32 protein-coding genes and 1 pseudogene are annotated in these 25,332 nt (G+C 68.0%); 13 read left to right on the plus strand and 20 right to left on the minus strand.

Annotated features, from left to right (window positions below):
• Together ASD21_RS22300 and ASD21_RS22305 are read right to left on the minus strand one after the other, a co-directional pair.
• Positions 1 to 1,340 (minus strand): hypothetical protein (locus tag ASD21_RS22300; RefSeq protein ID WP_056446847.1); only part of this gene is annotated, 1,340 nt, incomplete at its 3' end.
• A 14-nt stretch (positions 1,341 to 1,354) separates the two neighbouring features.
• Positions 1,355 to 2,107, minus strand: a complete 753-nt coding sequence (locus tag ASD21_RS22305; protein WP_156398469.1) for an Ig-like domain-containing protein — start codon at positions 2,105 to 2,107, stop codon at positions 1,355 to 1,357.
• Between the two features lie 262 nt (positions 2,108 to 2,369).
• Here ASD21_RS22305 and ASD21_RS24205 point away from each other — a divergent pair, with 262 nt between their 5' ends.
• From ASD21_RS24205 to ASD21_RS22315, 4 genes are all read left to right on the plus strand, one after another.
• A complete protein-coding gene (locus tag ASD21_RS24205) occupies positions 2,370 to 2,939 on the plus strand; it encodes a hypothetical protein (RefSeq protein ID WP_156398470.1) in 570 nt (189 codons plus the stop codon).
• Positions 2,940 to 3,001: 62 nt separating this feature from the next.
• The gene (locus tag ASD21_RS25295; RefSeq protein ID WP_156398471.1) at positions 3,002 to 3,319 is read left to right on the plus strand and encodes a DUF2251 domain-containing protein; all 318 of its coding nucleotides are present in this window, start codon (positions 3,002 to 3,004) and stop codon (positions 3,317 to 3,319) included.
• Positions 3,320 to 3,679: 360 nt separating this feature from the next.
• On the plus strand, positions 3,680 to 4,327 hold the full coding sequence (locus tag ASD21_RS22310) for a DsbA family oxidoreductase (RefSeq protein WP_056446853.1): 648 nt from the start codon (positions 3,680 to 3,682) through the stop codon (positions 4,325 to 4,327).
• 83 nt (positions 4,328 to 4,410) lie between these two features.
• Complete coding sequence (locus tag ASD21_RS22315) at positions 4,411 to 5,001, plus strand: sigma-70 family RNA polymerase sigma factor (protein ID WP_056446856.1); 591 nt, start codon at positions 4,411 to 4,413, stop codon at positions 4,999 to 5,001.
• A gap of 39 nt (positions 5,002 to 5,040) precedes the next feature.
• Here ASD21_RS22315 and ASD21_RS22320 read toward each other — a convergent pair whose 3' ends face one another.
• From ASD21_RS22320 to ASD21_RS22330, 3 genes are all read right to left on the minus strand, one after another.
• Entirely contained in the window at positions 5,041 to 5,982 is a 942-nt protein-coding gene (locus ASD21_RS22320) for a DUF808 domain-containing protein (RefSeq protein ID WP_056446858.1), read from the minus strand.
• 82 nt (positions 5,983 to 6,064) lie between these two features.
• Positions 6,065 to 6,271 carry a hypothetical protein gene (locus tag ASD21_RS22325; RefSeq protein WP_056447265.1) on the minus strand — a complete coding sequence of 69 codons (207 nt, stop codon included), beginning with the start codon at positions 6,269 to 6,271 and terminating at the stop codon, positions 6,065 to 6,067.
• Between the two features lie 5 nt (positions 6,272 to 6,276).
• Positions 6,277 to 6,480 carry a hypothetical protein gene (locus ASD21_RS22330; protein ID WP_056446861.1) on the minus strand — a complete coding sequence of 68 codons (204 nt, stop codon included), beginning with the start codon at positions 6,478 to 6,480 and terminating at the stop codon, positions 6,277 to 6,279.
• 177 nt (positions 6,481 to 6,657) lie between these two features.
• On the opposite strand from ASD21_RS22330, the gene ASD21_RS22335 reads away from it, so the two are divergent.
• Together ASD21_RS22335 and ASD21_RS22340 are read left to right on the plus strand one after the other, a co-directional pair.
• Positions 6,658 to 7,734, plus strand: a complete 1,077-nt coding sequence (locus ASD21_RS22335) for an alkene reductase (RefSeq protein ID WP_056447268.1) — start codon at positions 6,658 to 6,660, stop codon at positions 7,732 to 7,734.
• 106 nt (positions 7,735 to 7,840) lie between these two features.
• Entirely contained in the window at positions 7,841 to 8,275 is a 435-nt protein-coding gene (locus ASD21_RS22340; RefSeq protein ID WP_056446864.1) for a hypothetical protein, read from the plus strand.
• A 9-nt stretch (positions 8,276 to 8,284) separates the two neighbouring features.
• On the opposite strand, the gene ASD21_RS22345 is transcribed toward ASD21_RS22340, so the two are convergent.
• The 4 genes from ASD21_RS22345 to ASD21_RS22360 all read right to left on the minus strand — a co-directional run bounded on the left by ASD21_RS22345 (position 8,285) and on the right by ASD21_RS22360 (position 11,752).
• Entirely contained in the window at positions 8,285 to 8,722 is a 438-nt protein-coding gene (locus ASD21_RS22345; protein WP_056446868.1) for a VOC family protein, read from the minus strand.
• A gap of 95 nt (positions 8,723 to 8,817) precedes the next feature.
• Complete coding sequence (locus tag ASD21_RS22350) at positions 8,818 to 9,000, minus strand: hypothetical protein (RefSeq protein ID WP_056446871.1); 183 nt, start codon at positions 8,998 to 9,000, stop codon at positions 8,818 to 8,820.
• Between the two features lie 56 nt (positions 9,001 to 9,056).
• The gene (locus tag ASD21_RS22355) at positions 9,057 to 10,988 is read right to left on the minus strand and encodes an ABCB family ABC transporter ATP-binding protein/permease (RefSeq protein WP_442856995.1); all 1,932 of its coding nucleotides are present in this window, start codon (positions 10,986 to 10,988) and stop codon (positions 9,057 to 9,059) included.
• Positions 10,919 to 11,752 (minus strand): hypothetical protein, encoded by an 834-nt coding sequence (locus ASD21_RS22360; protein ID WP_056446877.1) that lies wholly within the window; start codon positions 11,750 to 11,752, stop codon positions 10,919 to 10,921. The genes ASD21_RS22355 and ASD21_RS22360 overlap by 70 nt, the downstream gene beginning before the upstream one ends.
• A gap of 116 nt (positions 11,753 to 11,868) precedes the next feature.
• Between ASD21_RS22360 and ASD21_RS22365 the strand changes: the two genes are divergently transcribed.
• From ASD21_RS22365 to ASD21_RS22375, 3 genes are all read left to right on the plus strand, one after another.
• Positions 11,869 to 12,498 carry a TIGR00730 family Rossman fold protein gene (locus ASD21_RS22365; protein ID WP_056447271.1) on the plus strand — a complete coding sequence of 210 codons (630 nt, stop codon included), beginning with the start codon at positions 11,869 to 11,871 and terminating at the stop codon, positions 12,496 to 12,498.
• A gap of 72 nt (positions 12,499 to 12,570) precedes the next feature.
• Positions 12,571 to 12,885 (plus strand): CC_3452 family protein, encoded by a 315-nt coding sequence (locus ASD21_RS22370; protein ID WP_056446880.1) that lies wholly within the window; start codon positions 12,571 to 12,573, stop codon positions 12,883 to 12,885.
• 262 nt (positions 12,886 to 13,147) lie between these two features.
• Positions 13,148 to 14,140 (plus strand): beta-1,6-N-acetylglucosaminyltransferase, encoded by a 993-nt coding sequence (locus tag ASD21_RS22375; protein ID WP_442856996.1) that lies wholly within the window; start codon positions 13,148 to 13,150, stop codon positions 14,138 to 14,140.
• Between the two features lie 40 nt (positions 14,141 to 14,180).
• Here the strand turns inward: ASD21_RS22375 and ASD21_RS24950 are convergent.
• The 5 genes and pseudogenes from ASD21_RS24950 to ASD21_RS22395 all read right to left on the minus strand — a co-directional run bounded on the left by ASD21_RS24950 (position 14,181) and on the right by ASD21_RS22395 (position 18,490).
• Positions 14,181 to 14,319, minus strand: a pseudogene (locus ASD21_RS24950) (hypothetical protein).
• Between the two features lie 282 nt (positions 14,320 to 14,601).
• Positions 14,602 to 15,747, minus strand: a complete 1,146-nt coding sequence (locus ASD21_RS22380; protein ID WP_056446883.1) for an acyl-CoA dehydrogenase family protein — start codon at positions 15,745 to 15,747, stop codon at positions 14,602 to 14,604.
• Between the two features lie 107 nt (positions 15,748 to 15,854).
• A complete protein-coding gene (locus ASD21_RS22385) occupies positions 15,855 to 17,069 on the minus strand; it encodes an acyl-CoA dehydrogenase family protein (protein WP_056446886.1) in 1,215 nt (404 codons plus the stop codon).
• Positions 17,070 to 17,203: 134 nt separating this feature from the next.
• The gene (locus ASD21_RS22390) at positions 17,204 to 18,097 is read right to left on the minus strand and encodes a nicotinate-nucleotide--dimethylbenzimidazole phosphoribosyltransferase (protein WP_056446889.1); all 894 of its coding nucleotides are present in this window, start codon (positions 18,095 to 18,097) and stop codon (positions 17,204 to 17,206) included.
• Positions 18,098 to 18,148: 51 nt separating this feature from the next.
• Positions 18,149 to 18,490, minus strand: coding sequence for a hypothetical protein (locus tag ASD21_RS22395; protein WP_056446892.1), 342 nt, complete (start codon positions 18,488 to 18,490; stop codon positions 18,149 to 18,151).
• Between the two features lie 136 nt (positions 18,491 to 18,626).
• Here ASD21_RS22395 and ASD21_RS22400 point away from each other — a divergent pair, with 136 nt between their 5' ends.
• Entirely contained in the window at positions 18,627 to 18,842 is a 216-nt protein-coding gene (locus ASD21_RS22400; RefSeq protein WP_056446894.1) for a DUF1289 domain-containing protein, read from the plus strand.
• 3 nt (positions 18,843 to 18,845) lie between these two features.
• Here ASD21_RS22400 and ASD21_RS22405 read toward each other — a convergent pair whose 3' ends face one another.
• Complete coding sequence (locus ASD21_RS22405; protein ID WP_056446897.1) at positions 18,846 to 19,169, minus strand: hypothetical protein; 324 nt, start codon at positions 19,167 to 19,169, stop codon at positions 18,846 to 18,848.
• 279 nt (positions 19,170 to 19,448) lie between these two features.
• Between ASD21_RS22405 and ASD21_RS22410 the strand changes: the two genes are divergently transcribed.
• Positions 19,449 to 19,949 (plus strand): TIGR02281 family clan AA aspartic protease, encoded by a 501-nt coding sequence (locus tag ASD21_RS22410; protein ID WP_056446900.1) that lies wholly within the window; start codon positions 19,449 to 19,451, stop codon positions 19,947 to 19,949.
• Positions 19,950 to 19,952: 3 nt separating this feature from the next.
• Here ASD21_RS22410 and dusA read toward each other — a convergent pair whose 3' ends face one another.
• The 5 genes from dusA to ASD21_RS22435 form a co-directional block, all read right to left on the minus strand.
• The gene (gene dusA / locus ASD21_RS22415; protein WP_056446903.1) at positions 19,953 to 20,972 is read right to left on the minus strand and encodes a tRNA dihydrouridine(20/20a) synthase DusA; all 1,020 of its coding nucleotides are present in this window, start codon (positions 20,970 to 20,972) and stop codon (positions 19,953 to 19,955) included.
• A 298-nt stretch (positions 20,973 to 21,270) separates the two neighbouring features.
• Positions 21,271 to 22,527 carry a TolC family outer membrane protein gene (locus tag ASD21_RS22420; protein WP_156398473.1) on the minus strand — a complete coding sequence of 419 codons (1,257 nt, stop codon included), beginning with the start codon at positions 22,525 to 22,527 and terminating at the stop codon, positions 21,271 to 21,273.
• Positions 22,528 to 22,532: 5 nt separating this feature from the next.
• Positions 22,533 to 22,736: a YgaP family membrane protein gene (locus ASD21_RS22425; protein WP_056446908.1), complete on the minus strand. Its 204-nt coding sequence runs from the start codon at positions 22,734 to 22,736 to the stop codon at positions 22,533 to 22,535.
• Between the two features lie 20 nt (positions 22,737 to 22,756).
• Positions 22,757 to 23,200, minus strand: coding sequence for a thioredoxin domain-containing protein (locus ASD21_RS22430; RefSeq protein WP_056446910.1), 444 nt, complete (start codon positions 23,198 to 23,200; stop codon positions 22,757 to 22,759).
• A gap of 17 nt (positions 23,201 to 23,217) precedes the next feature.
• Positions 23,218 to 24,498 carry an NAD(P)/FAD-dependent oxidoreductase gene (locus ASD21_RS22435; protein ID WP_056446912.1) on the minus strand — a complete coding sequence of 427 codons (1,281 nt, stop codon included), beginning with the start codon at positions 24,496 to 24,498 and terminating at the stop codon, positions 23,218 to 23,220.
• Between the two features lie 154 nt (positions 24,499 to 24,652).
• Between ASD21_RS22435 and ASD21_RS22440 the strand changes: the two genes are divergently transcribed.
• Positions 24,653 to 24,994: an ArsR/SmtB family transcription factor gene (locus tag ASD21_RS22440; RefSeq protein WP_056446915.1), complete on the plus strand. Its 342-nt coding sequence runs from the start codon at positions 24,653 to 24,655 to the stop codon at positions 24,992 to 24,994.
• Positions 24,995 to 24,996: 2 nt separating this feature from the next.
• Entirely contained in the window at positions 24,997 to 25,323 is a 327-nt protein-coding gene (locus tag ASD21_RS22445) for a rhodanese-like domain-containing protein (protein WP_056446918.1), read from the plus strand.
• The last annotated feature ends 9 nt before the right edge of the window (positions 25,324 to 25,332 follow it).

The raw sequence follows: 25,332 nt of genomic DNA on the forward strand, positions 1-25,332 counted from the left end.
TTGCCGCCGTCGCCATGCCCGTAGAGATGGCACCACGGATCATAGGTGAAGTCGGTCTGATTGCCGCGCTCGTCCTTGATCCAGTCGGGCCGGTTGCAGATCTGGACGCTGGTGCACAGCGTCATGTTGTAGGAGGCGCTCACCGACGTCGCCGTCAGGCCCGAACCCGGCTTGGGCTCGTTGCGCTTCTCGGTGACGTTGCTCATGTAGTCGTAGACGTAGCTGACGGCGTTGCCCTCGGGCGCGGTGATCTTCACCAGCCGGCCGATGCCAGGATGGGAACTGTCGCCGTAGTCGAAGGTCGTGGTCTGCCCGCCGGTGCCGTCGGGCCTGACGCCCACCGTATCGCTAAGGATCTTCTGGGTGCTGAACCGCGACTTGACGATCCGCTTGTTGCCGAGCGGATCGATTGCGGTCACGACCTGGATGTAGTCGGAGGGGTATAGCGTCTGATCCGGGATCGGGTCTTGGCTGTAACTATAGGTCCAAGTCGCGGCGCCGTCGTTGACCGAGGTCACGATATTCGGCGTCGAGGAGCTCCCGGTAAAGGTATAGGTCCTGGACGCTCCGCCGGCCGGATTGGTGATGATGATCGTCGTGTTCGGCGGGGCGAACTGCGTCTTGGTCAGCGATCGCCCGAGGGCCTGCTGATTGAGAAAGGTTGGGCACGCCGTGGCGCAGGCCGGGTCGGTCAGGTTAGTCGCCACCGCGCCCCATTCCTGCCCGGAATTGTCGCCCGACATGGCGTAGCCGAGGCTGCTCTCGACGGTCATCGGCCCGCCGTAGGCGCTACCGGCGACCGTCAGGATCTCGCCGAACGGATAGCGGACGCTTTGCAGCGCGCCGCGAACCGGCAATGGACGGTCGTAGTTGATCTGGACCTTCTGGAAGCGGGCCACCGTGCCGTCGGCCAGCGTATAGACGATGTTGCTGGCGTCCTGGCTGAGCGTATTGCCTTCGATGGTGGTCTCGACATCGGGCGTACCGGGATAGATCTGACTGCGCCCCATGAACGAGACGGTCGTCTGCATGCCGTCGGGGGCGAGGACGACGTAGGATTTTGTGGTCGGGATCGAAAACCCTGATCCGAACGAGAACGATTCCGACAAGCCGCCTGGGCCGCTAGGTCCGATGCTGTTGACCGCTTGGCTGACGCTCATGCTGCCGCTGATCAGGTCCACGCCGTTGGCGTCGACCGCGGAATGCTGGGGCGGTGGAATGGGGTCCTGCGCCAGGGCGGGGGCCACGCCGCCCAGCAGCGCCGCAGCGGCCAGGGCGAGGGCGGCCAGGCTTCCGCGCAGGGCCGCGCGAAACGACGGGAAGCTCATCGACTTGGTCATCACGCCACGCACGCCTAGAAGGTCACATTGATGGAGAGGGTGGCGGTGGCCGTGCCGCCTTTGCCGTCGGTGATCGTGTAGGTCAGGCTGTCGCTCCCTTTGGAGGACTTGGCCATGACCGTGATCGTGCCGCCGCTGAACGAATAGTCGGCCTTGGTCGAGGTGGTCTTGCTCAGCGAGACGATCGACAGCGTGTCGCCGTCGGGGTCGCTGTCATTGGCCGTGACGTTCACATTGACCGTGTCGCCCGCGCGGATCTGGACCGCGCCGTCGTTGACCGCGGTCGGCGGATTGTTGGGCGGCGGCGCGCCGACCGTCACCGACACCGTGGCCAGCGCGCTCGTGCCGCCAGGACCGGTGGCGGTGTAGGTGAAGCTGTCGGGACCGGAATACAGGCCGTTAGGCGTATAGGTCGCCGTCGTGCCAGTGACGACATAATAGCCGTGGGCTGGCGCGGTTACGATCGCAGCCCCTGTGACATAGCCGCCGACCGGGAGCGCCACCGTGGCGTCCGCGCCGTTGAAGGCCACCGACAACGAACTGTTGACAGCCGTCGGGGCGGGATAGCTCGCCCCCAGCGCGGTGCGGTTGCCCGCCGCGTCGTAGGTGTAGGCCACGGCGCCACTGGGCCGGGCGACGGCTTTGCCTTGCCCCTGGGGGTCATAGGTGTAGGTCGTGGTGACCTGGGCCGCCGACACGGACGCCGCGCTCGCGATCGCGAGCGAGACCAAGGCGATCGCCAGCCGCGACCGCACCAAAAGAGCCACCGAACGTCCCCACCCAAATCCCGACGAAGCTTGACCGTAGGGGCGTCCGTCGCGAGGCGCAACTGAGGCGAGTTGAAATTTATGCGATAGCCCTCAGTTCAGCGTCGCCTGGCCCAACTCGGTCAAGTTCCGGTTTCAGGCGCGGCACTCATTTCTGCACCCGACCCAAGTTGGACCTTCCCTGTCCCACGGGAGGGCCCCTTACGCACAGCAAAGCTAGGGGGTACAGGTGCGACTTAAGTTGGCTTAGCCAGGACGCACGATGGCGAAAGAAAATCCGCTGAAGTGGCAAGGCGTCGATGCCTTGACCGAACTTGGCCTCTTTAAATTCAAGTTGCCGGGCAAACTTGGTCGCGCCCCGGTATTTTTTAGCGCCAGCGTGGAAATCACGCCCTTTTTCGTTTTCACGCCTCACTTGAAGTGGGGAGCGGTCAGCACCTCCGGCCTCCTGGGTTTGAGCTTTTCCGGTATTGGTGATTTCGTGAATAGCTCGGGCAAAATCACCACGCCTCCTCCTTTCCTGATCCACACCGCCAACTTTCCCGGCGACCTCGCACGCTACATCTCTCCAGAGGAGGCTGAGGGCGGTGCATTCAGCGAATGGGCGGCCCTGATTAGCGACTGCCTTCGACGCTATCCGACCTCGTCTGAAGAGATGGATGCGCAAGTTCGAAGCGGGCGCCTTGGCGGGTTCGGCGCGGCTCAGCAGTTCAAAGCCAGCCCGCCGAGCGAGCCTCTGAAGGCTTGGCTTGCTGGGCGAGCGATTACCATCCCCACAAATGGAGACCTGCCGATACCGGCGGTGTCATCCCCATCGCATAGCATCCAGTAATCGGACACCTAGTCTGAAAACCACCCATTGCAGACCGAACCGGCTTCGGCTCTCATTGCGGTATGGACGAAGAGTTTAGCAGCGTTGTTAGGTCGGATGGGCGCTTCGGTGTTGTCTTCGAGGCAGATGGTGAGACCGCCTATCTGTACCTGCTCGACATGGCTGCGCCTGAGGGGCGGCAGATTGTCAGCTCTTTTAGGGTGCCGGACCGAGCACCAGGCGAGCCAAATGCCGAAGTCCGATGGTCACAGGATGGCACCATCGCCGCTGCCATGCGCGGCGGTAACGTCTTGGCACTAATGGACCTTCGGAACCCAGGAACTGATCTTAGGCATGTGGGACGTGCGCCGAAGGAAGGCGACAGCCACCTGTTCAATTAGGTCTGCTCACCACCCCGAGCAGACCTTCGCCTGGTCCGCTCACCGGCTGGCGCCCAGACCCGGACGATCGCCGCGCGCTAGATCGATGATCGGCTGGCGTTGAAGAGGCGGATTTTCTCGAACAGCACACCCAGATCCCGGTTAGGCGTGCGACACTGAGTTCGAAATGCGTCCACGAAGCGGAGCCACCTCCTCAAAGTCGCGACTTCGATTTCTCGAAGATCGCGCTTTGAACCCGCCGGAACTTCGATCCGCGACCCACTCCTCTTTTCCGCCTTCGACGCGATCCGTCCGATTGTTCGTCGTGCAATCCTCGGCGCGCGTCCTATATCTGCGATCTCGCCGCCACCGGACCGCGCCATGACCAAGCCTCTGAAGATCGACTTCGTCTCCGACGTCTCCTGCCCTTGGTGCATCGTCGGCCTGGGCGGGCTGGAGGCCGCGCTCGAGCGGGTCGGCGACCTGGTCGACGCCGAGATCCGTTTCCAGCCCTTCGAGCTCAATCCCAACATGCCGCCCGAGGGCCAGAACATCGTCGAGCACGTCGCCGAGAAGTACGGCGCGACCCGCGAGCAGTCGGCGGCCAACCGCCAGGCCATCCACGACCGGGCGGCCTCGGTGGGCTTTTCCATGGTCACCGACGAGAACAGCCGGATCTACAACACCTTCGACGCCCATCGCCTGTTGCACTGGGCCGGGTTGGTCGGCGACCAGAAGGCCCTGAAGCACGCCCTGTTCGACGCCTATTTCACCGACAACCAGGATCCGTCCGACCACGAGGTGCTGGTCGCCGCGGCCATGAAGGCGGGCCTGGATCCGCACGCCGCCCACAAGGTGCTGACCTCGGGCCAGTACGCCCAGGAGGTCCGCGACGCCGAACGCCGCTGGCAGGCGGCGGGGATCAATTCGGTGCCGGCCGTGGTGATCAACGACCGCTACCTGATCTCGGGCGGTCAGCCGCCGGAATATTTCGAACAGGCCCTGCGCCAGATCGCCGCCGAGGCCTGACCGGCGTTCGGTCAAATATATTTACCGAAAAGCGGAGCCTTAGTTGGTCGGGCGCGTTCATTCTCCGAACGGGGACTATCGCCATGACCAATCCGACTTCGGCCCAGACGACGTTCGAGCGCGAGCTCGTCAGCCTGATCCCGCACCTGCGCGCCTTCGGCCGCTCGCTGACCGGCAACGCCAGCCACGGCGACGACCTGGCCCAGGACGCCCTGACCAAGGCCCTGGCCTCTCGGAACTCCTATCAGCCGGGCACCAACATGAAGGCCTGGACCTTCATGATCCTGCGCAACGTCTTCTATTCGGAAAAGCGCCGCTCGTGGCGGTCCTGCGCCCTCGACCCGGAGGTCGCCGAACGGACCCTCGTGTCGGTGTCCAATCCGACCGCGGCCCTGGAGCTGGACGAAATGCGCCGGGCGCTGGACATGCTGCCGCCCGACCAGCGCGAGGCCCTGATCCTGATCGGCGCCGCCGGCATGTCGTATGAAGAAGTCGCCGAGATCACCGGCGCCGCCCTGGGCACCATAAAGAGCCGGGTGAGCCGGGCCCGCGACCGCCTGGCCCTGATCTTCGCCGAAGGTCACATCAACGAAGATCACCAGCCGGCGCACGCCGCCATGGCCTCGATCTTCCACCGGATCGACGGCTACCGCACGGCGCGCCAGGCCGCCTAGTCAGCGGGCCGCTCCGCGCGGGCAAACACAAGGCGGCGCCTAGTGCGCCGCCTTTTTGCGTGGGATCAGGTGGACGACGCCGACGATCGCGCCGCCAACGATCAGTCCCACCACCGCCGAGCAGGTCACCGTGGCCAGCCAGCCGGTCACCGCCCCGACGCCGGGGACCTGAGCCGCCCAATGCGAGGCGGCCTCGACCCAGTGCGGCACGGGGGTCAGGTTGAAATGTTCCAGGCCGTGGACGATGATGCCGCCGCCGACCCACAGCATGGCCGCCGTGCCGATCACGGTCAGGGCCTCCATGGTCACCGGCATGGCCTTGACCAGGCCGCGCCCCAGCCCTCGAAGCGCCCGCGAGCCGCCCTTGGCCAGATGCAGGCCGATGTCGTCCATCTTCACGATCATCCCGACCACGCCATAGACCGCGATGGTCAGCAACACGCCGACCAGCGCCAAGGCGGCGGCCTGGACGGCCAGCGGCTTGTCGGCCACGTCGGCCAGGGCGATGGCCATGATCTCGCCCGACAGGATCAGGTCGGTGCGGATCGCGCCGCCCACCTTCTCGGCTTCCAGTTCGGCGCTGCTCTGGGCCAGCTCCTCGACCTCCTCGCCGGCGATCTCGTGGTGCGCGAAGGCCTCGATGATCTTCTCGGTGGCCTCGAAGGCCAGATAGGCGCCGCCGACCATCAGGATCGGCGTCACCGCCCACGGCGCGAAGGCGCTGAGGATCAGCGCGCCCGGCAGCAGGAACAGCAGCTTGTTGCGGAACGAACCGACCGCGATCTTCCAGACGATCGGCAGTTCGCGGTCGGGCGTGAACCCCATCGCGTAGCCGGGGGTGACGGCGGTGTCGTCGACCACCACGCCGGCCGCCTTGACCCCGGCCTTGCCGGCGGCGCCGCTCACGTCGTCCAGCGAGGCGGCCGCCAGCTTGGTGATGCCGGCGATGTCGTCGAGAAGGGCGGCGAGGCCGGAGGGCATGGGCGGATTCTCTGTTCGCGTTGCGTCCTACGCGAATAGACCGGACCGCGCGCCGGGGTCGAGCCCTAACGCTTCTTCAGGCCTAGTCCTTCTTCAGGACCGCGTCGGCCTTCTTGTCGATCCGCTTTTCCTCGGCCTTGGACATCCGGCCGGCCTTCACGGCTTGGCTGGCGCGGGCCTTGGCGTTGCGGGCGTGGGCCTTGTCCTCGATCGGATAGGCGCGCTTCTCCGGCTCGGCGAACGCCTTGTCAGGCAGCTTGTCGCGTTTGTCGGCGTTGAGTTCGGCCATGACGATCATTCCTTGGGATGGGCGGCTCCCAGCGCCTCGGCGGGTTCGTCTTCCTCTTCGAGGGTGACGATCTCGGTCGGCTCTTCCTGTCGCGCCAGATCGCGGGCGCCGACTCCGCCGCCTTGCTGGATGTTGAGATTGGCCTCGACCGTCGAGGGATCGTAGGTGTCGTCCGGTTCGTCGCCGTTGGTCACGTCGGGTTCGGCCATGGGAGTTCTCCAGTCTGGTCCCAAGCCAACGACCGGCGCGGCCGAGACGTTCCCCCCAGATTCCCTGCGGCCCGCGTCAGAATAAAATCAGCCTCAGTGGCAGTTGCGATCGAGGCGCGAGACGCCAGATAAGCGGGGCGCCGGCGCGGGGTCGGCGAACCCTTGATGGACCGCTTCATGCCCACTCTGTTCGATCCGCTTCGCCTTGGCGACCTCGAGCTGCCCAACCGCGTCGTCATGGCGCCGCTGACCCGGCTGCGGGCCGGCCCGACCCAGATCCCCAACGCACTGATGGCCGAGTACTACGCCCAACGCGCTTCCGCCGGCCTGCTGATCACCGAGGGCGTGCCCGTCGTGCCGCAGGGCGTCGGCTATCAAGGCGTTCCCGGCATCTGGTCCCAAGAACAGGTCGAGGGCTGGAAGCAGGTCACCAAGGCCGTGCACGACAAGGGCGGCCGCATCTTCATGCAGATCTGGCACGTAGGCCGGATCTCCGACCCGTCGTTCCATGGCGGCGAGGCCCCGGTCGGCCCCAGCGCCATCGCGGCCAAGGGTCATGTCAGCCTGCTGCGTCCCGAACGCCCCTACCCCACGCCGCGCGCCCTGACGACCGAGGAAGTGGTCGGGGTGGTCGAGGCCTTCCGCAAGGGCGCCGAAAACGCCAAGGCCGCCGGCTTCGACGGCGTCGAGATCCACGGCGCCAACGGCTATCTGCTCGACCAATTCCTGCAGGACGGCTCCAACCAGCGCACCGACCGCTACGGCGGCTCGATCGAGAACCGCGCCCGCCTGATGCTGGAGGTCGCCGACGCCGCCGCCTCGGTGTTCGGCCCCGGCCGGGTCGGCATGCACCTGGCGCCGCGCGCCGACAGCCACTCGATGGGCGACAGCGACCTGGCCGCGACCTTCGGCTACGTGGCCAAGGCGCTGGGAGAGCGCGGCATCGCCTTCCTGTGCGCCCGCGAATACGAGGGCCCCGACAGCCTGGGCGCGGACCTGAAGAAGGCGTTCGGCGGCGTCTACATCGCCAACGAGCGGTTCACCGCCGCCACGGCCCAGGCCGCCCTGAACGCGGGCAAGGCCGACGCCGTGGCCTTCGGCAAGGCCTATATCGCCAATCCGGACCTGGTGGAGCGCCTGCGCCTCGGCGCGCCGCTCAATAATCCGGACCCGTCGACCTTCTATGGCGGCGACGGCCGGGGCTATGTCGACTACCCCGCCCTGAAGACGCTCGCCACGGCCGCGGCCGAGTAGCCGCAAAGCGTTCCGAGGGCGGGATTTCTCATCAAGCCTGTATCCGTTACGCCAATTGCCGCGTTGGGTCTTCACCGCGCGCCGCGTAGCGGATACAGGCTTAACCATGAGCAAGACCAACGATCACTGGAAGACCGTCCTGCAACGCGGCGCAAACGCCCTGGCCTTCCGGATCACCAGCCCGCACAACGCCGTCAAGCCGACCATGGTCGCCGAGCCGGCGCCCCAAAAGCGCGTCCTGCCCGTCATGGTCTATCATGCGGTGGCCGTGTGCGCCCTGGTCGACAGCTGGGTGGCGGGCGGCGAAGGCCAGGTGTTGATCGACCGCCCGGCCGTCCTGACCCGTCAGAAGCTGGCCAACGCCAAGGCCGCCGAGCCGCCGGGCAGCACCCAGTCGCCGTTCTCGACCGGCTACGCCGCCGACTATCGGCTGGAGCTGGCCCGCCTGGCCTGGCTGGCGATCATCGATGACCCGGCCGGCCGTCTCGAAGCCCTGGCCGCGATGTACACGCCGCCGGAGCCCTGGGTGAAGCTGGTCTAGGGCGCGCCCCTACCACGCGCCGGTGTTGGGCATCGAGGCCCAGGGCTCGGCCGGTTCCAGACTGCCGTCCTGCAGCAGTTCGATCGAGATGTTGTCGGGCGAGCGGACGAAAGCCATGTGGCCGTCGCGCGGCGGACGATTGATCGTCACGCCCATTTCCATCAGCCGCTGGCAGGTCTCGTAGATGTCGTCGACCCGGTAGGCCAGGTGGCCGAAGTTGCGGCCGCCCTGATAGTCCTCGGGGTCCCAGTTGTAGGTCAGCTCGACCAGGGGCGCCTTGCGCTCCTTGGCCAGTTCGACGTCCTCCGGCGCGGCCAGGAACACCAGGGTGAAGCGCCCCTTCTCGTTCTCCATCCGGTAAGCCTCGGTCAGTCCCAGGCCTTCGCAATAGAAGCGCAGCGAGGCGTCGAGGTTCTTCACGCGGACCATGGTGTGCAGATAGCGCATGGGCGGCTCCTGAGGTCGGATGGGCGTGGCGCAGGATACAGCGGCGGCCCGCCGCCCCGCACCCCACATTTCTCGCGAGGAACGGTTGTGAAGGCCTATTCGCCGGCGCGCGCGGCCTGGCCCTGCAGCACCTGTTGGGCCTGCTCCACCGCTTCCATCAGATTGCCCAAGGCCAGGCCCTCGGGGCTGTCGGCGCGGTAGATCTCGCGCAGGGCCGGAACCCGGTCCTTGCAGGCGGCCATCGCGTCCAGGGCCCGATCGATCTTTCGAGTCAGCATGACAGTAACCGCCGTTTTTTGTTCTATCTTTGTTCTAGCTTGGCGGATTTCGGAATTCAATCGTGAAGCTGTTCCGCCGCCACCGGTTTCTCCCGAGTCTGTCGCCGCCACAACGCCGCGTATTCCCCTCCGGCCTCCAAAAGCGCCGCATGGCCGCCACGCTCCACAACCTTTCCACGGCGCAGCACGATGATCTCGTCGGCGTCGGCGATGGTTGACAGGCGGTGGGCGACGACCAGGGTCGTGCGTCCGGCCCGCGCCTTGCGCAGGGTGGCCTGGATGGCGGCCTCGGTGCGGCTGTCCAAGGCGCTGGTCGCCTCGTCCAGGATCAGCACGCGCGGGTCGGCCAGCAGGGCCCGGGCGATGCCCACGCGCTGGCGCTCGCCGCCCGACAGCTTCAGCCCGCGCTCGCCGACCTTGGTGTCCATGCCCTCGGGCAGGTTGCGGATGAACTCGCCCAGCTCGGCCGCCTCGGCGGCGGCCCAGACGTCGGCCTCGGAAGCGTCCGGACGGGCGAAGGCGATGTTGGCGATCAGGGTGTCGTTGAACAGGGCCACGTCCTGCGGCACCAGGGCCACGGCCCGGCGCAGCGAGGCCTGTTTCAGGGCCTTCAGGTCATGGCCGTCCAGGGTGACACGCCCGCCCTGGGGATCGATCATCCGCAGGGCCAGGCGCACCAGGGTGGTCTTGCCGGCGCCGGACGGGCCGACGATGGCCACGGTGGTTCCCGGCTGGGCCGCGAAGGTCACGCCCTGCAGCCCCTCCGAACGCGCGCCGTGGCGGAACGACACCTCTTCGAAGGCCACGGCCCCGCCGCGCCGGTCGACGGGCGGCGGCAGGTCGACGGCGTCGGCCGCGTCGGCCACGTCCGGCTGGGCGCGACGCAGGTCGAGCATGGCCTCCATGTCGATGAACGACTGGCGGATCTCGCGATAGGCGAAGCCCAGGATGTTCAGCGGTCCATAGAGGTTGACCAGGATCAGCACGGCGGCGGTGACGTCGCCGGGCCCGATCCGGCCCGCGGCCGCCTCGCCCCCGGCCAGAATGGCCATCATGCCCAGGCCCAGGCTCATCACCGCCGACTGCACGGTGTTGAGCAGGGTCAGGGAGTTGGTCGCCTTGATATTGGCCGCGCCGTAGGCCGTCAGGGCGGTGTCGTAGCCGCCGACGGCCCGCGCCTCTGCCCCGAAGGCCTTGACCGTCTCGTAGTTCAAAAGCGCGTCCACGGCCCGGCCGGCGGCCTCGGCGTCGGCCTCGTTCATCACCCGCCGATGGCCGATCCGCCAGTCCGAGATCGTGAAGGTCACCACGCCGTAGATCACCACCGTGACCACCGCCGTCAGCGCGAAGCGCCAGTCATAGGCCTTGGCCAGCACGATGGCGGCCATGATCAGCTCGACCACCGTGGGCGCGATGTTGAACACCAGGCCGCGCAGCAGGAAGTCCATCGACCGCGCGCCGCGATCGATCACCCGCGACAGCGACCCGGTGCGCTTGGTCTGGTGGAAGTCGATCGACAGCGACAGGGCGTGGGCGAAGGTCTCGACCGCCGCGCGGGTCTGGGCCGCCTGGGCGACGGGGGTGAACACCGCGTCGCGCGCCTGGGGGGCGACGGCGGCGATGAAGCGGATCAGGGCCCAGCCGCCGGCCAGGGCCGCGAAGCTCAGACCGATCTGGACGCCCGCCTCCTGCCCCGCGCTGAGCGCGTTGACCGCCTTGCCCAGCAGCAGCGGCGCGATCACGCCCAGGAACTTGCCGGCGAAGGTGAACAGCAGGGCCAGGGTCACGCGCCAGCGCAGGCCGGGGGCCTTGGAGCGCATCACCAGGCTGAACAGGTCGGCCAGGGCCTTCCAGCCGTTGGCCTTGACTTCGGGGGACGCGACCGCGCCGGCCACGGCTCCGGACCGCGCCATGCCCCTCACTGGGCGCCGCCCAGCAGCTGGGTGGTCTGCAGGCCGCCGCCCGGCGTCATCCAGTCGACGCGCCAGCCCCCGGCCGAAAAAGTGGAGCGCACCGGTCCGCCGGTGGGCGGCAAGGGCGGGCTGACCTCGATGACCACCTGCTGTTCGCCGCCTTCGCCCGCCACCTGAATGGTATGGGTTCCCTCCATCAAGGGCTGGTCGAGGGAGATCGAGAAGCGGCCGTCCGCGCCGACCTTGCTTTCGCCGCGCGTGGTGCGGTCGACGCGCACGCCCAGGCCCGCGCCGGGGGTGGCGACGCCGGAGACCACGCCCCCGCCCCCGCGGTCATAGTCGATCGCCAGGATGCGGGGCGACAGAGAGCTCTGCCCCATCACCTCGGCCCCGGCCCCGGCGCGCAGCAGCACCGCCGCGCCGTTCGGGGCGACCATCAGATAGCCCTGGGCCTGCACGGTTCGTCCCTCCAGGGTCATCGACAGGCCATAGAGCCGGGGTTCGGCGGCCAGGGGCGCGATCAGCCGCCAGGCGCCGGCCGCGTCGGCCTTGCCGACCAGCGCCTCGCCGGTCGGCGCGCCCAGCCGCACGCTGGCCAGGGGCTCGGCCTCGCCCGACAGCGCCACGGCGTTTCCCTGGCGGATGGCCGACACCACGCGCGGCGGCTTCAGATAGCCGGCCTGGGGCGAGGGCTGCTCGGTCTTGGCCGCCGCCGGATCACGCCGCCAGCCCTTGTCCTCGCGGCCGCAAGCGCCGAGCGCCAGCGTGGCGAAGGCCGCGACGACGCAGGCGGACTTGAAGCTGGCCGACTTGAAACCGATCTCGCGAATCCTGATCATGGCGTATCCAACGGCCGACGACGCCCCGGCGACCTATTTCCTTGGGTGCTCACGTGCGGCGCGCCGACCTTGTCTACAAGGACCGGCGCGCTTTTATTTTCCTGGAGTGGACGACGATGCCCGACCTGTCCAGCGGCCAAGCCGTCACCGCGAGCGCCGCCCAGGCCGTCTGCGTCTATTGCGGCTCGTCGAACACGGCGGACCCGGCCTTCCTCGAGGCGGCGTTCGAGATCGGCGGCGATTTCGCCAAGGCCGGGTTGAAGCTGGTCTATGGCGGCGGCGGGGTCGGGCTGATGGGCGCGACGGCGCGGGGGGCCCATGCGGCCGGCGGCCAGGTGTTGGGCGTCATCCCCGATTTCCTGCGCGGTCGCGAGCAGCCGTTCGACGACGTCGAGACCGTGGTCGTCACCTCGATGCACGAGCGCAAGATGATGATGTTCGAGCGTTCGGACGCCTTCGTCGTCCTGCCCGGCGGCATCGGCACCCTGGAGGAGATCATCGAGCTGCTGTCGTGGCGGCGGCTGGATCTGCACCGCAAGCCGATCATCTTCCACAATCCCGACGGCTTCTGGGACCCGCTGTTCGCCCTGCTGCGGCACACCATCGACCAGGGCCTGACCCCGCCCTCGCTGGCGCAGTGCTGGCGGGTGGTGGAAAAAGCCGCCGACATAACGCCCGCCCTACTGGCGTGGCTGGCCGAAACAGGGCAAGAGGACGCCGCTTCAAACGTTCGTTTGTTGACTTAGTTGTGAAACGCAACGCATTATGCCCTCGGTCGACCTCCCCATGTCGGCCTTAGGGGATAATAGGAAACAAGCATGCGTATCTTCGTCACCGCGCTCGTCGCGGCGTCCGCCCTCTCCACTCTTGGTATGGCGACCAGCGCTTTCGCCGCCGAGGGCGCCGTTCTCAAGCTGAAGGCCCCCAGCAAGGCCCCCACCCTGATCCAGGACGGCGCCATGTGGCGCTGCAACGGCGACACCTGCGCCGCGCCCCAGGTCAAGTCGCTGCCGATCGGCCGCGCCTGCCGCAAGGTCGCCGCCGAACTCGGCGCCGTGGCCGCCTTCAACTATCGCGGCGAAGAGCTGGACGCCGCCGGCCTCGCCGACTGCAACACGGCCGCCAAGCCGTAAGACCCGGCGACCCGCACGCCGTGTCGAACCGACGCGGCGTGCGCTCCGGCCTTCGACCTTCCCGCTCTGGACCGCCGGCCAAGCGCGTCGATTTATCCGCGCCGCACCCCAGGACATGATAGGACCGCCGGCAAGGCGCGCAGACGCGCCATCGGCTCGTGCGCCCCTCAGGCGGAACGGCCCGCCACGCGCCGGACATACGGGCGCTCCTCCCCGACCCTCAGAACACGACGCCGACCGGTGAGCCTCGCCGGACGCGAACATTCGCCGCCGGGCCAGGCCCGCGCGCGACGGCTCGCGTCCCGTGGCTCGCCGCCCGCGTTCCCCAGATCATATCTTGGCGCGCACGGCGCCATTCAGGAGCGTCAGCTTGATCGCCTATCTCGTCCTTGTTCACCGCTATCCCGAGCAGTTCAAACGCCTCTTCAAGGCCATCCACGACCCGGACAACCACTACCTCGTGCATGTCGACAAGAATTCCGGCCCGGCCCTTGAGGCCGACGTCCGCGGCTTCCTGGCGGCCTATTCCAACGCCGCCGTGCTGGAGAGCAAGAAGGCCCTGTGGGGCGGTTACAGCCTGGTCGACGCCGAGCTGCGCGGCATGGCCAAGCTGCTGGAGATGGGCAAGGACTGGACCCACTTCATCAACCTCAGCGGCCAGGACTTCCCGTTGATGACCCAGAAGCGGATCAAGGGCTTCCTGACCCGCAATCGCGGCAAGGAATTCATCCGCGTGCTCGATCAGGCCAAGGTCCGGCCCGACACCATGGGCCGCGTGCTGCAATATGTGGAGGAGCTTGGCGGTCGGATCATCGACACCCTGGCCACCCGTCTCTTCCTCGACGGCGCCACGCCCTATATCGGCACCCAGTGGAAGATCGTCAGCCGCGCCTTCTGCGACTTCGTCTGCCACGACCCGTCGGTCGAGCGCTACAAGGCGTTCTATCGCAACACCTTCATCGCCGACGAGGGCTTCTTCCAGACCGTGATCATGAACACCGCCGCCCATGGCGAGGTGGTCAATGACGACAAGCGGATGATCGACTGGATCCCGGACGGCGACATCAAGCTGCGGCCCCGGACCTTCACGGCCGTCGACGCCGTGTCATTGACGACCAGTCCGGACCTCTTCGCCCGCAAGTTCGACGCGGAGCTCGACACCGAGATTCTCGACATCCTCGAGGCTCACCTGCGCACCCAGGACGTCGCCAACGTCGATCAGGCCCCGGTCGTGGGCGAGCTGCTGATCGCCTAGAGAGACTGGGCGGACGGGGACCCCCCGTCCGCCCTCTCGTCTACTTCTTCGAACCCTTCGACGGCTCCGCGATCGGCGGCTTGGGCGTCTGCCTGCCTCCGACCAGCATCCCGCCGATCAGGGCGAAGGACAGCATCGCGTGGTTCATTCTCGATACGTTCATTGGCGGCGTCTCCCAGACTCGCTTGAAAACCAACAGGCCGTTGGACCAGGAGACGCGCGCGGCTTACAGGGGCTTGCACCCTCTTAGTCGTCAGCGCGTCGTCGAGAATCATGCGCCAGAGCTTGCGAAACACAAGAAAAATCATCCGAACCCTGACGAATTCCGCCTACGGACAATCGGCGTTTTCCTTGCTGGGCAAGGCCTTGCGCCGCAAAGAAAAAACCGCCCGCGACGGCGTGTCGCGGGCGGTTTCGACTTCAATCGGCGGTTGTCCGTAAACGGCGCGGGCTTTCGACGCCTACGCCGCCTGGCCGAACGACAGCGATTCGTAGCGCTTCAGGTGGTGGTCGACCGAGCCGAACAGGCCCTCGATGATCGAGGCGCGCTTGAAATAGTGGCCGATGGCCAGCTCGTCGGTCATGCCCATGCCGCCGTGGATCTGGATGGCGTTCTGGCCGACGAACTTGCAGGCCCGGCCGATGCGGACCTTGGCGGCCGAGACGGCCTTGGCGCGCTCGGCGTCGCTCTCGTCCAGCTTGATGGTGGCCATGTAGGTCATCGACACGGCCTGCTCGACCTCGATGAACATGTCGACCATCCGGTGCTGCAGCACCTGGAAGTTGCTGATGGCGGTGCCGAACTGCTTGCGCTGCTTGGCGTAGTCCAGGGTGCCCTCGTGCAGCTTGCGCAGCACGCCCACGGCCTCGGCCCCAGCGGCGGCGGTGGCCTCGTCGATCACCTTGTTGACCAGGGGCAGACCGCCGCCCTCCTCGCCGATCAGGGCGTCGGCCGGGATCGAGACGTTCTCGAAATAGACTTCCGAGGCGCGGCCGCCGTCGACGGTGGGATAGTCGCGGGTGACGATGCCCGGCAGGCTCTTGTCGACCAGGAACACCGAGACGCCGCCGGTGTCGCGCTGGCCGCCGCCGGTGCGGGCTGTGACCACCAGGTGGCTGGCGAACGGCGCGCCGACCACCACGGCCTTGTGGCCGTTCAGGACGTAGCCGGAGCCTTCCTTCTTGGCCGTGGTCTTCAGGTCCTGCCAGGTGTAGCGACCCTGCGGCTCGGCATAGGCGAAGGCGATGGTGGTCGTGCCCGCCACGATGCCCTCGATCACGGAGGCCGCGCCGGCATAGCCCGAGTGTTTCATGAAGCCGCCGCCGATGACCACGGTGCCGAGATAGGGCTCGATGACCAGCGCTTTGCCGAGCTCCTCCATGATGATCATGTTGTCGATCGCGCCGCCGCCCAGGCCGCCCAGCTCTTCGCTGAAGGGGGCGCCCAGGATGCCCAGCTCCTCGGCGAAGGCCTTCCAGTAGTCGGCGCGCCAGCCGCTCTCCGACGCCACGATCTTGCGGCGGGTCTCGAAGTCGTACTTGTCCTGCAGGAAGCTCGCGACCGTGTCGCGGACCATCGACTGCTCTTCGGTGAAGTTGAAGTCCATCCCAGGTTTCCCGTCTTTATCTGCCCCGTGCGGCGCCGCCGGCTTCGGGGTTGCGGTGATCGTGTTGGAAATCGCGACGGGCGGCTCGGCCGCCCGCCGTCGGGTCGCTAGAGCCCCAGCACCATCTTGGCGATGATGTTGCGCTGGATCTCGTTGGAGCCGCCGTAGATCGACGTCTTGCGGACGTTGAAATAGGTCGGGGCGGCGCGGTGGGCGAAGTCGGGGCCGATCGGGTGGGCGTTGTCGCCGTCGTTCGGGAAGCCGCGGAAATACGGCGCGCCGTAGTGGCCGGCGGCTTCGAGCACCAGCTCGGTGATCCGTTGCTGGATCTCGGTGCCCTTGATCTTCAGGACCGAGGATTCCGGACCCGGGCCCTTGCCGGCCGCTTCACCGGCCAGGGTGCGCAGCTCGGTATATTCCAGGGCCGTCAGGTCGATCTCCAGGTCGGCGACCTTGCGCTTGAAGTCCGGGTCGGTCAGCAGCGGCCGGCCGTCGTCGCCCAACTCGACCTGGGCGATCTGGCGGATGCGCTCGATGCCGCGCTTGGAGCGCGCCACGCCGGCGATGCCCGAACGCTCGTGGGCCAGCAGGAACTTGGCGCAGGTCCAGCCCTTGTTCTCGTCATAGATGCGGTTCTCGACCGGCACCTTGACGTTCTCGAGCCAGACCTCGTTGACCTCGTGCTCGCCGCCCAGGGTGATGATCGGACGCACGGTCACGCCCGGCGACTTCATGTCGATCAGCAGGAACGAGATGCCCTCCTGGATCTTGGCGGTCGGGTCGGTGCGGACCAGGCAGAAGATCCAGTCGCCGTGCTGGGCCAGGGTGGTCCAGGTCTTCTGGCCGTTGACCAGGTAGTATTCCTTGCCGTCGTCGCCGGTGAAGCGCTCGGCCTTGGTCTTCAGGCTGGCCAGGTCTGAACCCGCGCCCGGCTCGGAATAGCCCTGGCTCCACCAGATGTCGCCCGACAGGGTCGGCGGCAGGAAGCGTTCCTTCTGTTCCGGCGTGCCGAAGGTGTAGATCACCGGCCCGACCATGTTGATGCCGAACGGCAGGATCGGCACGCAGTCGGCGCGGGCGGTCTCTTCCGACCAGATGTAGCGCTGGACCGAGGTCCAGCCCGGGCCGCCGTACTTCTCCGGCCAGGCCGGGGCCACCCAGCCCTTCTTGGCCAGGGTGCGATGCCACGACAGGAAGTCCTCCTTGGCCATCTCCTCGCCCTCCTCCTGCTTTTCGCGCAGGCCGGCGGGGTAGTTCTCGGCGATGAAGGCGCGGACCTCGTCGCGGAACGCGACGTCTTCGGGCGAGAAATCGAGGTTCATGGCGGACTCCCGGAAATCGGCCCTCTTCGGGGGCCGTCTTGGCTTTCGGGAGTCACCTTAGAGTTCGAACGAGCGTTTGGAAAGATGACCTTAGCGTCAACGTAAACATTGTTCAGGTTGCGCGTTTCGCGACCCTAGCGGACCTCGCAGGCCAGCCGCACCAGGGCCAGGGCGGTCACCCCGCCGACGCCCTCTTCGTCGGCGATATCCAGATTGATCAGCGGCCGCTTGCCCAGCGCTTCCAGCAGGCGGGCATGGCCCTTGGCGGTCCCGACGTGGCCGGCCTGGCAGTGGGCGATCAGGACCGGATCCAGGGCGTGCAGCACGGCGGCGGCGGCGCAGGCGGCGTAGCCGTCCAGCAGCACCGGGATCTTCTGGACCCGGGCGGCCAGGATCGCCCCGACCAGGGCGGCGGTCTCGCGCCCGCCCAGCTGGCGCAAGGCCTGCAGCGGATCGGACAGGTCGCCCTCGGCCGCGGCGCGGGCCACGGCGGCGACGATCGGCTCGGGCGCGTCGCTCCAGTCGGAGGCCTCGCCGCCGAACAGGACCAGGGCCAGCGCGCCGGCCGCGCGGTCGGTCTCGGCGGCGATCACGCCGGGGATCAGCAGGTCGGGCTGCTTGGCCAGAGCCTCCATGCCGAAGGCCATGGTCGCGGCGCATTCCTTCTCGCTCATCGAGGCCTTGGCGACCGCGTCGGGCGTCGGACGGTCGATGGCCAGGTCGAAGGCTTCCAGCCCCGCGCCCTGGACGCCGGCGATGCGGCAGACATTGGCCCCGCCGGCGGCCACGGCCTCCAGGCGCTCGCGGGCCCAGCCGCGCGGCCCCACGCCCTGGCGCGCGCCGGCGTAGAGGGCGACGACCGGGCGCAGCACCGCCGGCGGCGTCTTGCCAGTCCAGGCGGTCAGCCAGGCCGAGATCTCGGCCAGGCGGTCGCCGCCCTCGAAAGTCGAGGTCGGAGCGGCCGGCGCGTCGGCGGCCAGCTTGCGGATGTCGTCGAACGGGGAAGCGGCGGGCGAGGAGGATGTCATGGGCGCGGACTTAAGCCAGCCCGCGCTCCATGCAAAGGGACCTAGGGACGATCAGGCGCCGGTCGGGTTCTCGATCAGCGTCTTGCAGGCGCCGTCACGCTCGGCCCGCAGGGTCGCCTTGCGGTCGCCGCCGGCGCTGGACGCCTGGCTTCGCGCGGTCTTCTCGGCGTTGTCGGAGCGGTCGCGCAGACCCGGATCCCGGCCCTTTCGCTGCGCCCTGACGAAGCTTTCCAGCGCCGTCGCGTCGACGGCGCCCAGGCTCTCGGCCTTGGCCAGGCCCAGGCAGCGCGAGGCGCGCAGCAGGTCGGTGTCGCTGATGCGGTCGGCGGCGAAGGCCGGGGCGGCCGCCGAAGCGACCATGGCCGCGACGAGGGCGATCTTCAGGCTACGCATGACGGTTCTCTCCTAAGGACGGCGGGGGACGCAAACGCACTTGAAACCGACGCACGACGCCGCACCGCGAGCCCGCCCCCTTGCGCGGCACGCCTCCAGCGGCGAAGTTCGGGGCATGAGCTCACCCCTCGACACAGTGACTTCGGCGGCTCGTCCGCCCCGCGCCATCGCCACGCCTTGCGTAAAGGTCTGCGCGGTCGATGGCGCGACAGGCGTCTGCCTGGGCTGCCGGCGAACCCTGCCGGAGATCGCCGGCTGGGCGCGCTTGAGCGACGAGGAACGGGCGGCGATCATGGCCGCCCTGCCCCATCGCCCGGACCCGATGGCCAGCCTGATGGCCGGCCCGGGCTAGATCCTAGTTCAGCCAGGCGGCGCAGGCGCCCGAGCGCTCGGCCAGCAGCTTTTCCTTCTTGGCGGCGTCAGCGGCGTTGGCTTCCTTCTGAGCGGCCGTCATCTTGTTGACGATCGAGGTGCGGACGGCCAGTTCGCGGGCCGAGGACTCGGTCTTCAGCATCGCGTCGATCTTGGCGGTGTCCATCTTGCCAAGCGTATCCGAAGCGGCCAGGCCGCGGCAGCGCGCGGCTTGCAGCAGGTCGAAATTGCTGACGGCGGCGGAGGCCTGGGCGGCGAACGCCAGGGCTGAAACGGCGACAGCGGCGGCGACAGCGATCTTCTTCATGGCATATTCCCTCGACAAATCGGGTTTTCCCGTTGAGCAGCGGTATGTGCCGTTACAAGGTTCATTTGAAGTTAAATCGAAGTCATCTTGTACATTACACTGACGTAACATTGGTACTCGACAGTATTACAACTTTTTAACTTGCCATTATATTATTGTCGGATTAACCTTGTTCACTCGCGAGTTGCGCCGATTCACCGGTTGACAACCCATTCGCGGCTATTCTCCCCGCAACGGCCGTAAAAGCGGCCACAAAGCCTGTATGGCGGGGTGACTTCTATGCTCAAGTTCGCGACCATCGCGATCGTAGGCGCGCTCTCGGCGGTCGGGGCGGCGAAGGCCGTCGTGTCGCTGGACGACCTGCGCCAGCCGGACCTGCGCGGTCCCGCCCCCGCCGTGGCCGCCGTCGATGACGGCGCCGCCCAGATCGTCAAGGCCGCCGACGGCCACTTCTGGGCCGAGGCCAAGGTCGACGGCCGCGCCGTGCGCTTCCTGATCGACACCGGCGCCACCGCCGTCGCCCTCAGTCAGACCGACGCCAAGCGCCTGGGCATCGACACCAAGGCCCTCGACTACAGCTACAAGGTCATGACGGCCTCCGGCGAGACCCGCGCCGCTTCGGTCAAGCTGGCCAGCGTTTCGGTGGCCGGCGCCCAGGTGCGCGACGTCGAGGCCCTGGTCGTCGAGAAGGGCCTGGAGACCTCCCTGCTGGGCATGACCTATCTGGGCCGGCTGTCCAGCTTCCAGGCCACGCCCCGCGCCCTGGTCCTGCGCTCTTAGACCCTAGACCGCGACGGCCTCCAGCGACCGGGCTTGGCGCGCGTCCACGGCTTGGCGAACGGCCGCCAGGGCGCGGTCGACCACCTCCAGCCCCGCCCCGGCCGCCACGCCCTCGACGGTCAGGATCCGGCGCCAGGCGCGCGCGCCCGGCAGGCCGTGGAACAGGCCCAGCATGTGACGGCTCATCGCCGCCAGATGCACGCCCGCCGCCAACTGGCCAGCCATGTAGGGCTTGTAGAGTTCGACCGCCTCGAACGCGTCGACATCGGCGACCGCCTCGCCGAACACCCGACGGTCGATCTGTCCCAGCAGGCCCGGCTCGTGATAGGCCGCCCGCCCCAGCATCACGCCGTCGACGTGTTCCAGCTGCTCCAGCGCCACGTCCAGGTCCGGGATTCCGCCGTTGATGACGATGGTCAGGTCCGGGCGCTCGGCCTTCAGCCGGTGGACCAGCGGATAGTCCAGCGGCGGCACGTCGCGGTTTTCCTTCGGTGACAGCCCCTTCAGCCAGGCCTTGCGGGCGTGGACCACGAAGCTGGTGACCCCGGCCTGGGCCGACAGGTCGACCAGCTCGAACAGGCTCTGTTCCGGCTCCTGGTCGTCGACCCCGATCCGGCACTTGACCGTCACCGGCACGGACACCGCCGCGGCCATGGCCGCCATGCAGTCGGCCACCAGCTTCGGCTCGCGCATCAGGCAGGCTCCGAACCGGCCGCTCTGCACCCGGTCGGAGGGGCAGCCGACGTTCAGATTGATCTCGTCATAGCCGTAGTCCTCGCCAATCTTCGCGGCGGCGGCCAGGTCGGCGGGCTCGGACCCGCCCAGTTGCAGCGCCACCGGATGCTGGCCGGCGTCGAACCCCAGCAGCTTCTCGCGGTCGCCGTTCAGCACCGCGCCGCTGGTCACCATCTCCGAATACAGCAGCGCCCGGCGCGACAGCACCCGGTGCAGCGACCGGCAATGGCGATCGCTCCAGTCCATCATCGGGGCAATGGAAAATCTATGAGTTTGAAATTGCTGCATTTCTATTGTTTTCAACACGTTGAAACGTGTTCAAGTTCACCCTTCGCACGCTTCCCTACGACGCTTTTCGCTACGCTGCGACCGCTCACTGAACACAAGGCGCACACGCTTGGCGTCGATCCAAAAACTTCCGTCCGGCAATTGGCGGGCCCTCATACGCCGAAAAGGTCAATACGTCAGCGAGACCTTCATCCGGCGCAAGGACGCCGAGATGCGGGCTCGCCGCGTCGAGGGCGCTCAGGATTTCCAGGCGATGGATATTGACCCGCGCCCGCGGGACGTCGCCTGGGGCGCCGGGTCACTGGCCATGCAGCAGCGCGTTCAGCCGATAGGATGAGACCGTCGCTTCGCCGCGCGCGGCCACCAGGGCGCTTTGGGCGGCCAGGGCCTCACGTTCGGCGTCGAGCAGGGCCAGGACGGGCTTTTGCCCGACCCGCACCTCGTTGCGCACGCTGTTCAGCGCGCTGGCCGCGGCGCCGGCCTGGTCGGCGGCGGCGAGCATCACCGCGCGCGCCGTGACGACATCGCCCCAGGCGCCGATGACCGCCTCGCGCACCTGGACCCGCGCCGCGTCCAGGCGCGCTTGCGCGCCGCCAAGCGCCGCCCCGGCCTCGTCGATGCGCCCGCTCACCGCGCCCCCCGAGAACAGGGTCCATCGTCCCTGGACGCCGACCGTCACGCCATCGGCGCTGTAGCCGGGAAAGAACTGGTCGCGCACCGTGCTGGCGGTGGCGGTCAGCGCCAGGCTCGGCAGGCGTTCGGCGCGAGCGTAGCGCACGCCGGCCTGGGCCGCGCGTTCGCCGGCCTGGGCGGCCAGCAGCAGGGGGCTGGATTGGGACGCCGTCGCCACCGCCTCATCGAGGGTGGCGGGCGTCTCGGCCGGGGCGACCACCGCCTCCAGTCCGTCGGGCTGCGCCCCGACCACCGAAACGAAATGGGCCCGGCTCCCGGCCAGCCGACCTTCGGCCCGGGCCAGGCCCGCGCGGCTCTCCGCCTGGCGGGCCCTGGCCTGGTCAAGATCGGTGCGGGCGATCTCACCCCCCTTGAAGCGCAGTTGGGCCTGGTCGGTGATGACGTCCATCTGCCGGACCTGAGCTTGGCTCAGGGCCAGCATGTCCTGGGCGCTCAAGACGGCGACATAGGCAGCGGCGACCTCGGCGCTCAGCATGGCCGCCGCGCCGCCCACCCGCGCCACGGCCGCGGCCTTGCCCTCCCCCGCCTGTTCGATGGCGGCGCTGACGCCGCCGCCGGAGTACAGGGGCTGGCGCAGTTGCAGCGACGCCGCGCGGGGCGACACATCGCTCTGGCCAAAGCCGAAGAAGCCGCCAAGGTCGGTCGTTCCGCTGGCGCTTTCGGCCGACACGGTCAGGCTGGGCAGGCGGCCGGCGCGGGCCTGGGCCAGGCGCGCGCTCGCCGCGTCCGACTGGGCCTGGACCTGGGCCAGGTCCGGGTTGGCGCGCCGCGCCAGCGCGATGGCCTCGGGCAAGGTCATGGCCGACACCCCCCAGGGCGCGGCGGCGGCGGCCAGCAAGGTCAGGACCAGGACGGCGCGCACCGGGCTCACCGGAACGCGACGCCCGGCTTGACGCCGAGTTTCTTGAAGACCATCGCGGCCGGGCAAAAGCCGGTGAAGGCCGACTGGATCATGTTGAGCCCGGCGAAGATCGACAGGCCGATCCACCAGGGATGAACGAAATGAGCCAGGCCGACGCCCAGCAGGACGACAAGGCCGGCAAAGGCCAGAACCATACGGTCGACGGTCATGATCAACCTCCTCTAGCGGCTCAGGCGCTGACCTGGGCCAGGGCCTGGTGCGTCCAGGCGACGATCTGGGCCGCGCTCATCAGGCCGGCGGACCGGGCGATGACGGCGCCGTCCCGATAGAGCAGCAGGGCCGGAACGCCCGAGACGCCCAGCGCCCCGGCGGCGCGCGGTTCGGCTTCGGAATTGAGTTTCAGCAGCCGCACGTCCGGCTCCAGGCGCGCGGCCGCGGCGGCGAACTGGGGCGCCATCGACCGGCACGGTCCGCACCAGGGCGCCCAGACATCGACGAGCACGGCGACGCCTCGGGTCTTGCTGGTATGGGCGGCCAGTTGCGCGCCGCTCACCTCGGCCGGAACCCCTGAGAACAGACGCTCGCCGCAGCGGCCGCATTTGGCCGCCAGGGCGTTCCTGTCTTGCGGGGCGCGATTGGTCGCGCCGCAGGCGGGACAAACAAGCTGCCGCATCTTAGCGCCTTTCGCCCTCAGGGCTTGATCTTGTGGATGCCCATGACGTCCAGGGCGAGCTTCTCGTAGAAGGGCTCGCTCTCGCCCCGCCTGACCTTGGCCAGGAAGTATTTCTCGAACCCGACCTTGGCCAGGTGCACCCACTTGCCGCTGGCCGACCAGTTGACGTTCCGCGGCGGGATCTGGGGCTGGGCGACGAAGGCCACGCCGCCATCGCCGAAGTCGGCCAGGCAGATGGCGTTCCAGGTCGCCTCGTGGCTCGCGGGCTTGCCGTCCACGATGTCCTTGAGATTGTGGGCGATGGCCGTGACCATGCTCTCGATCATGAAACCGGTCTTGGGCACGCCGACGGGAACCGGCGTCTTGCCGGTCGGCGCGATCGCCACGCAGACCCCCAGGGCCATGACGTTCTGATAGGTCGGATTGCGCTGGTGCTTGTCGACCAGGATGAAGCCGCGCGGGTTGGTCAGGCCGCCGATCCCATGGACGGCGGCCACGCCGCGGAAGGCCGGCAGCATCATCGAATAGGCGAACGGCAGGTCGTGGGTCGCCTTGACCGCGCCGTCCTCGGCGATCTCCTCGACGTGCATCATCCCAGCCTCGACCGAGGCGACCTTGGCGTTGGTGACCCACTTGATGTGCCGCTGGCGCATCTCGCTTTCCAGCAGGCCCTTGGTGTCGCCCACCCCGTCCAGGCCCAGGTGGCCGACATAGGGCTCGGAGGTGACGAAGGTCATCGGCACCTTGTCGCGGATCTTGCGGCGCTTGAGCTCGGTGTCGAGAATCATCGCGAACTCGTAGGCGGGTCCAAAGCACGAGGCGCCCTGCACCGCGCCGACGATGATCGGCCCGGGGTTTTCGACGAAGCGGTCGAAGGCCGCGGCGGCGCTCTGCGCATGATCGACATGACAGATCGACTGGGTGAACCCGCCGTGCGGGCCAAGGCCCGGGACCTCGTCGAAGGCAAGGTCCGGCCCCGTGGCGATCACCAGGTAGTCGTAGTCGAGCAGCACGCCGTCGGTCAGTTCAAGCTGGTTGCGCTCGGGCATCACCTTGGCCGCGCCGACGCCCCGAAAGCCGATGCCCTTCTTCTTGAACACCGGCGGCAGCTCGACCTCGATGGCCTCGCGCTTGCGCCAATGGACGGCGACCCAGGGGTTTGACGGTACGAAGTGGAAGGTGTCGCCCTGCGACACCACCTCGACCTGGGCCTTTTCGCCGACGGCCTGCTTGATCTCGAAGGCGGCGATGGCGCCGCCCAGTCCGGCGCCCAGAATGACGATGCGCGGCTTAGCCATGGTCTCGCTCCCTATCACGCCGTGGTTCGCAGCCAGACTGGGCTCAATCCGCGCGGCTCACTTTGATCAGGATCACGTTTGAGCCCGAGCGTTCGGGATAGCGTCATCCTATCGACGCTTGACTGCATATTCGTAAAGTCGCATATACGCAACTATGAATTTTAACTCCACCACGCTCAAGGCTTCCGCGGACGACGCCTGCGCCCTGCTCAAGGCGCTGGCCAATCCGCATCGGCTGATGATCGTCTGCGCGCTGATCGACGGCGAGCAGTCGGTGGGCGCGCTCGCCCAGGCTCTGGGGGTTCGCGAGACCCTGGCCTCGCAACACCTGGGGCTCCTGCGCCGCGACGGCGTCGTCTCGGCCCGGCGCGAGGGCCAGACCATCTACTACGGCCTTCGCGGCGGTCAGGCCCGCGCCCTGGTCGAGACCCTGTCGCGTCTGTTCTGCGCGGTCCCTGAGGCCGCTCCCCACCCCGCCCCTTTGAAGGAGACCTAACGATGTTCGGATCGCCCAAGACCAAGGACCTCACCGCCCATCAGGTGAAGGCCGCGCTCGACGCCGAGAAGATCCTGCTGGTCGACGTGCGCGAACCGGCCGAGTTCGCCGCCGAGCGCATTCCCGGCGCGGTCAACTTCCCGATGTCCAGCTTCGACCCCAAGGCCCTGCCGGACGCCGGCGGCAAGGCGGTGGTGTTCAGCTGCGGCTCGGGCAAGCGCTCGGCCGCCGCGGTGGGTCATTGCCAGAAGGTGGGCCAAGCGCTCGACACCCACCTGACCGGCGGGATCATGGCCTGGAAGGCCGCCGGCCTGCCGACCGTCCGCTAGTCGACCATC

It is taken from the genome of Caulobacter sp. Root1455 (assembly GCF_001426905.1).
Classification (GTDB): domain Bacteria; phylum Pseudomonadota; class Alphaproteobacteria; order Caulobacterales; family Caulobacteraceae; genus Caulobacter.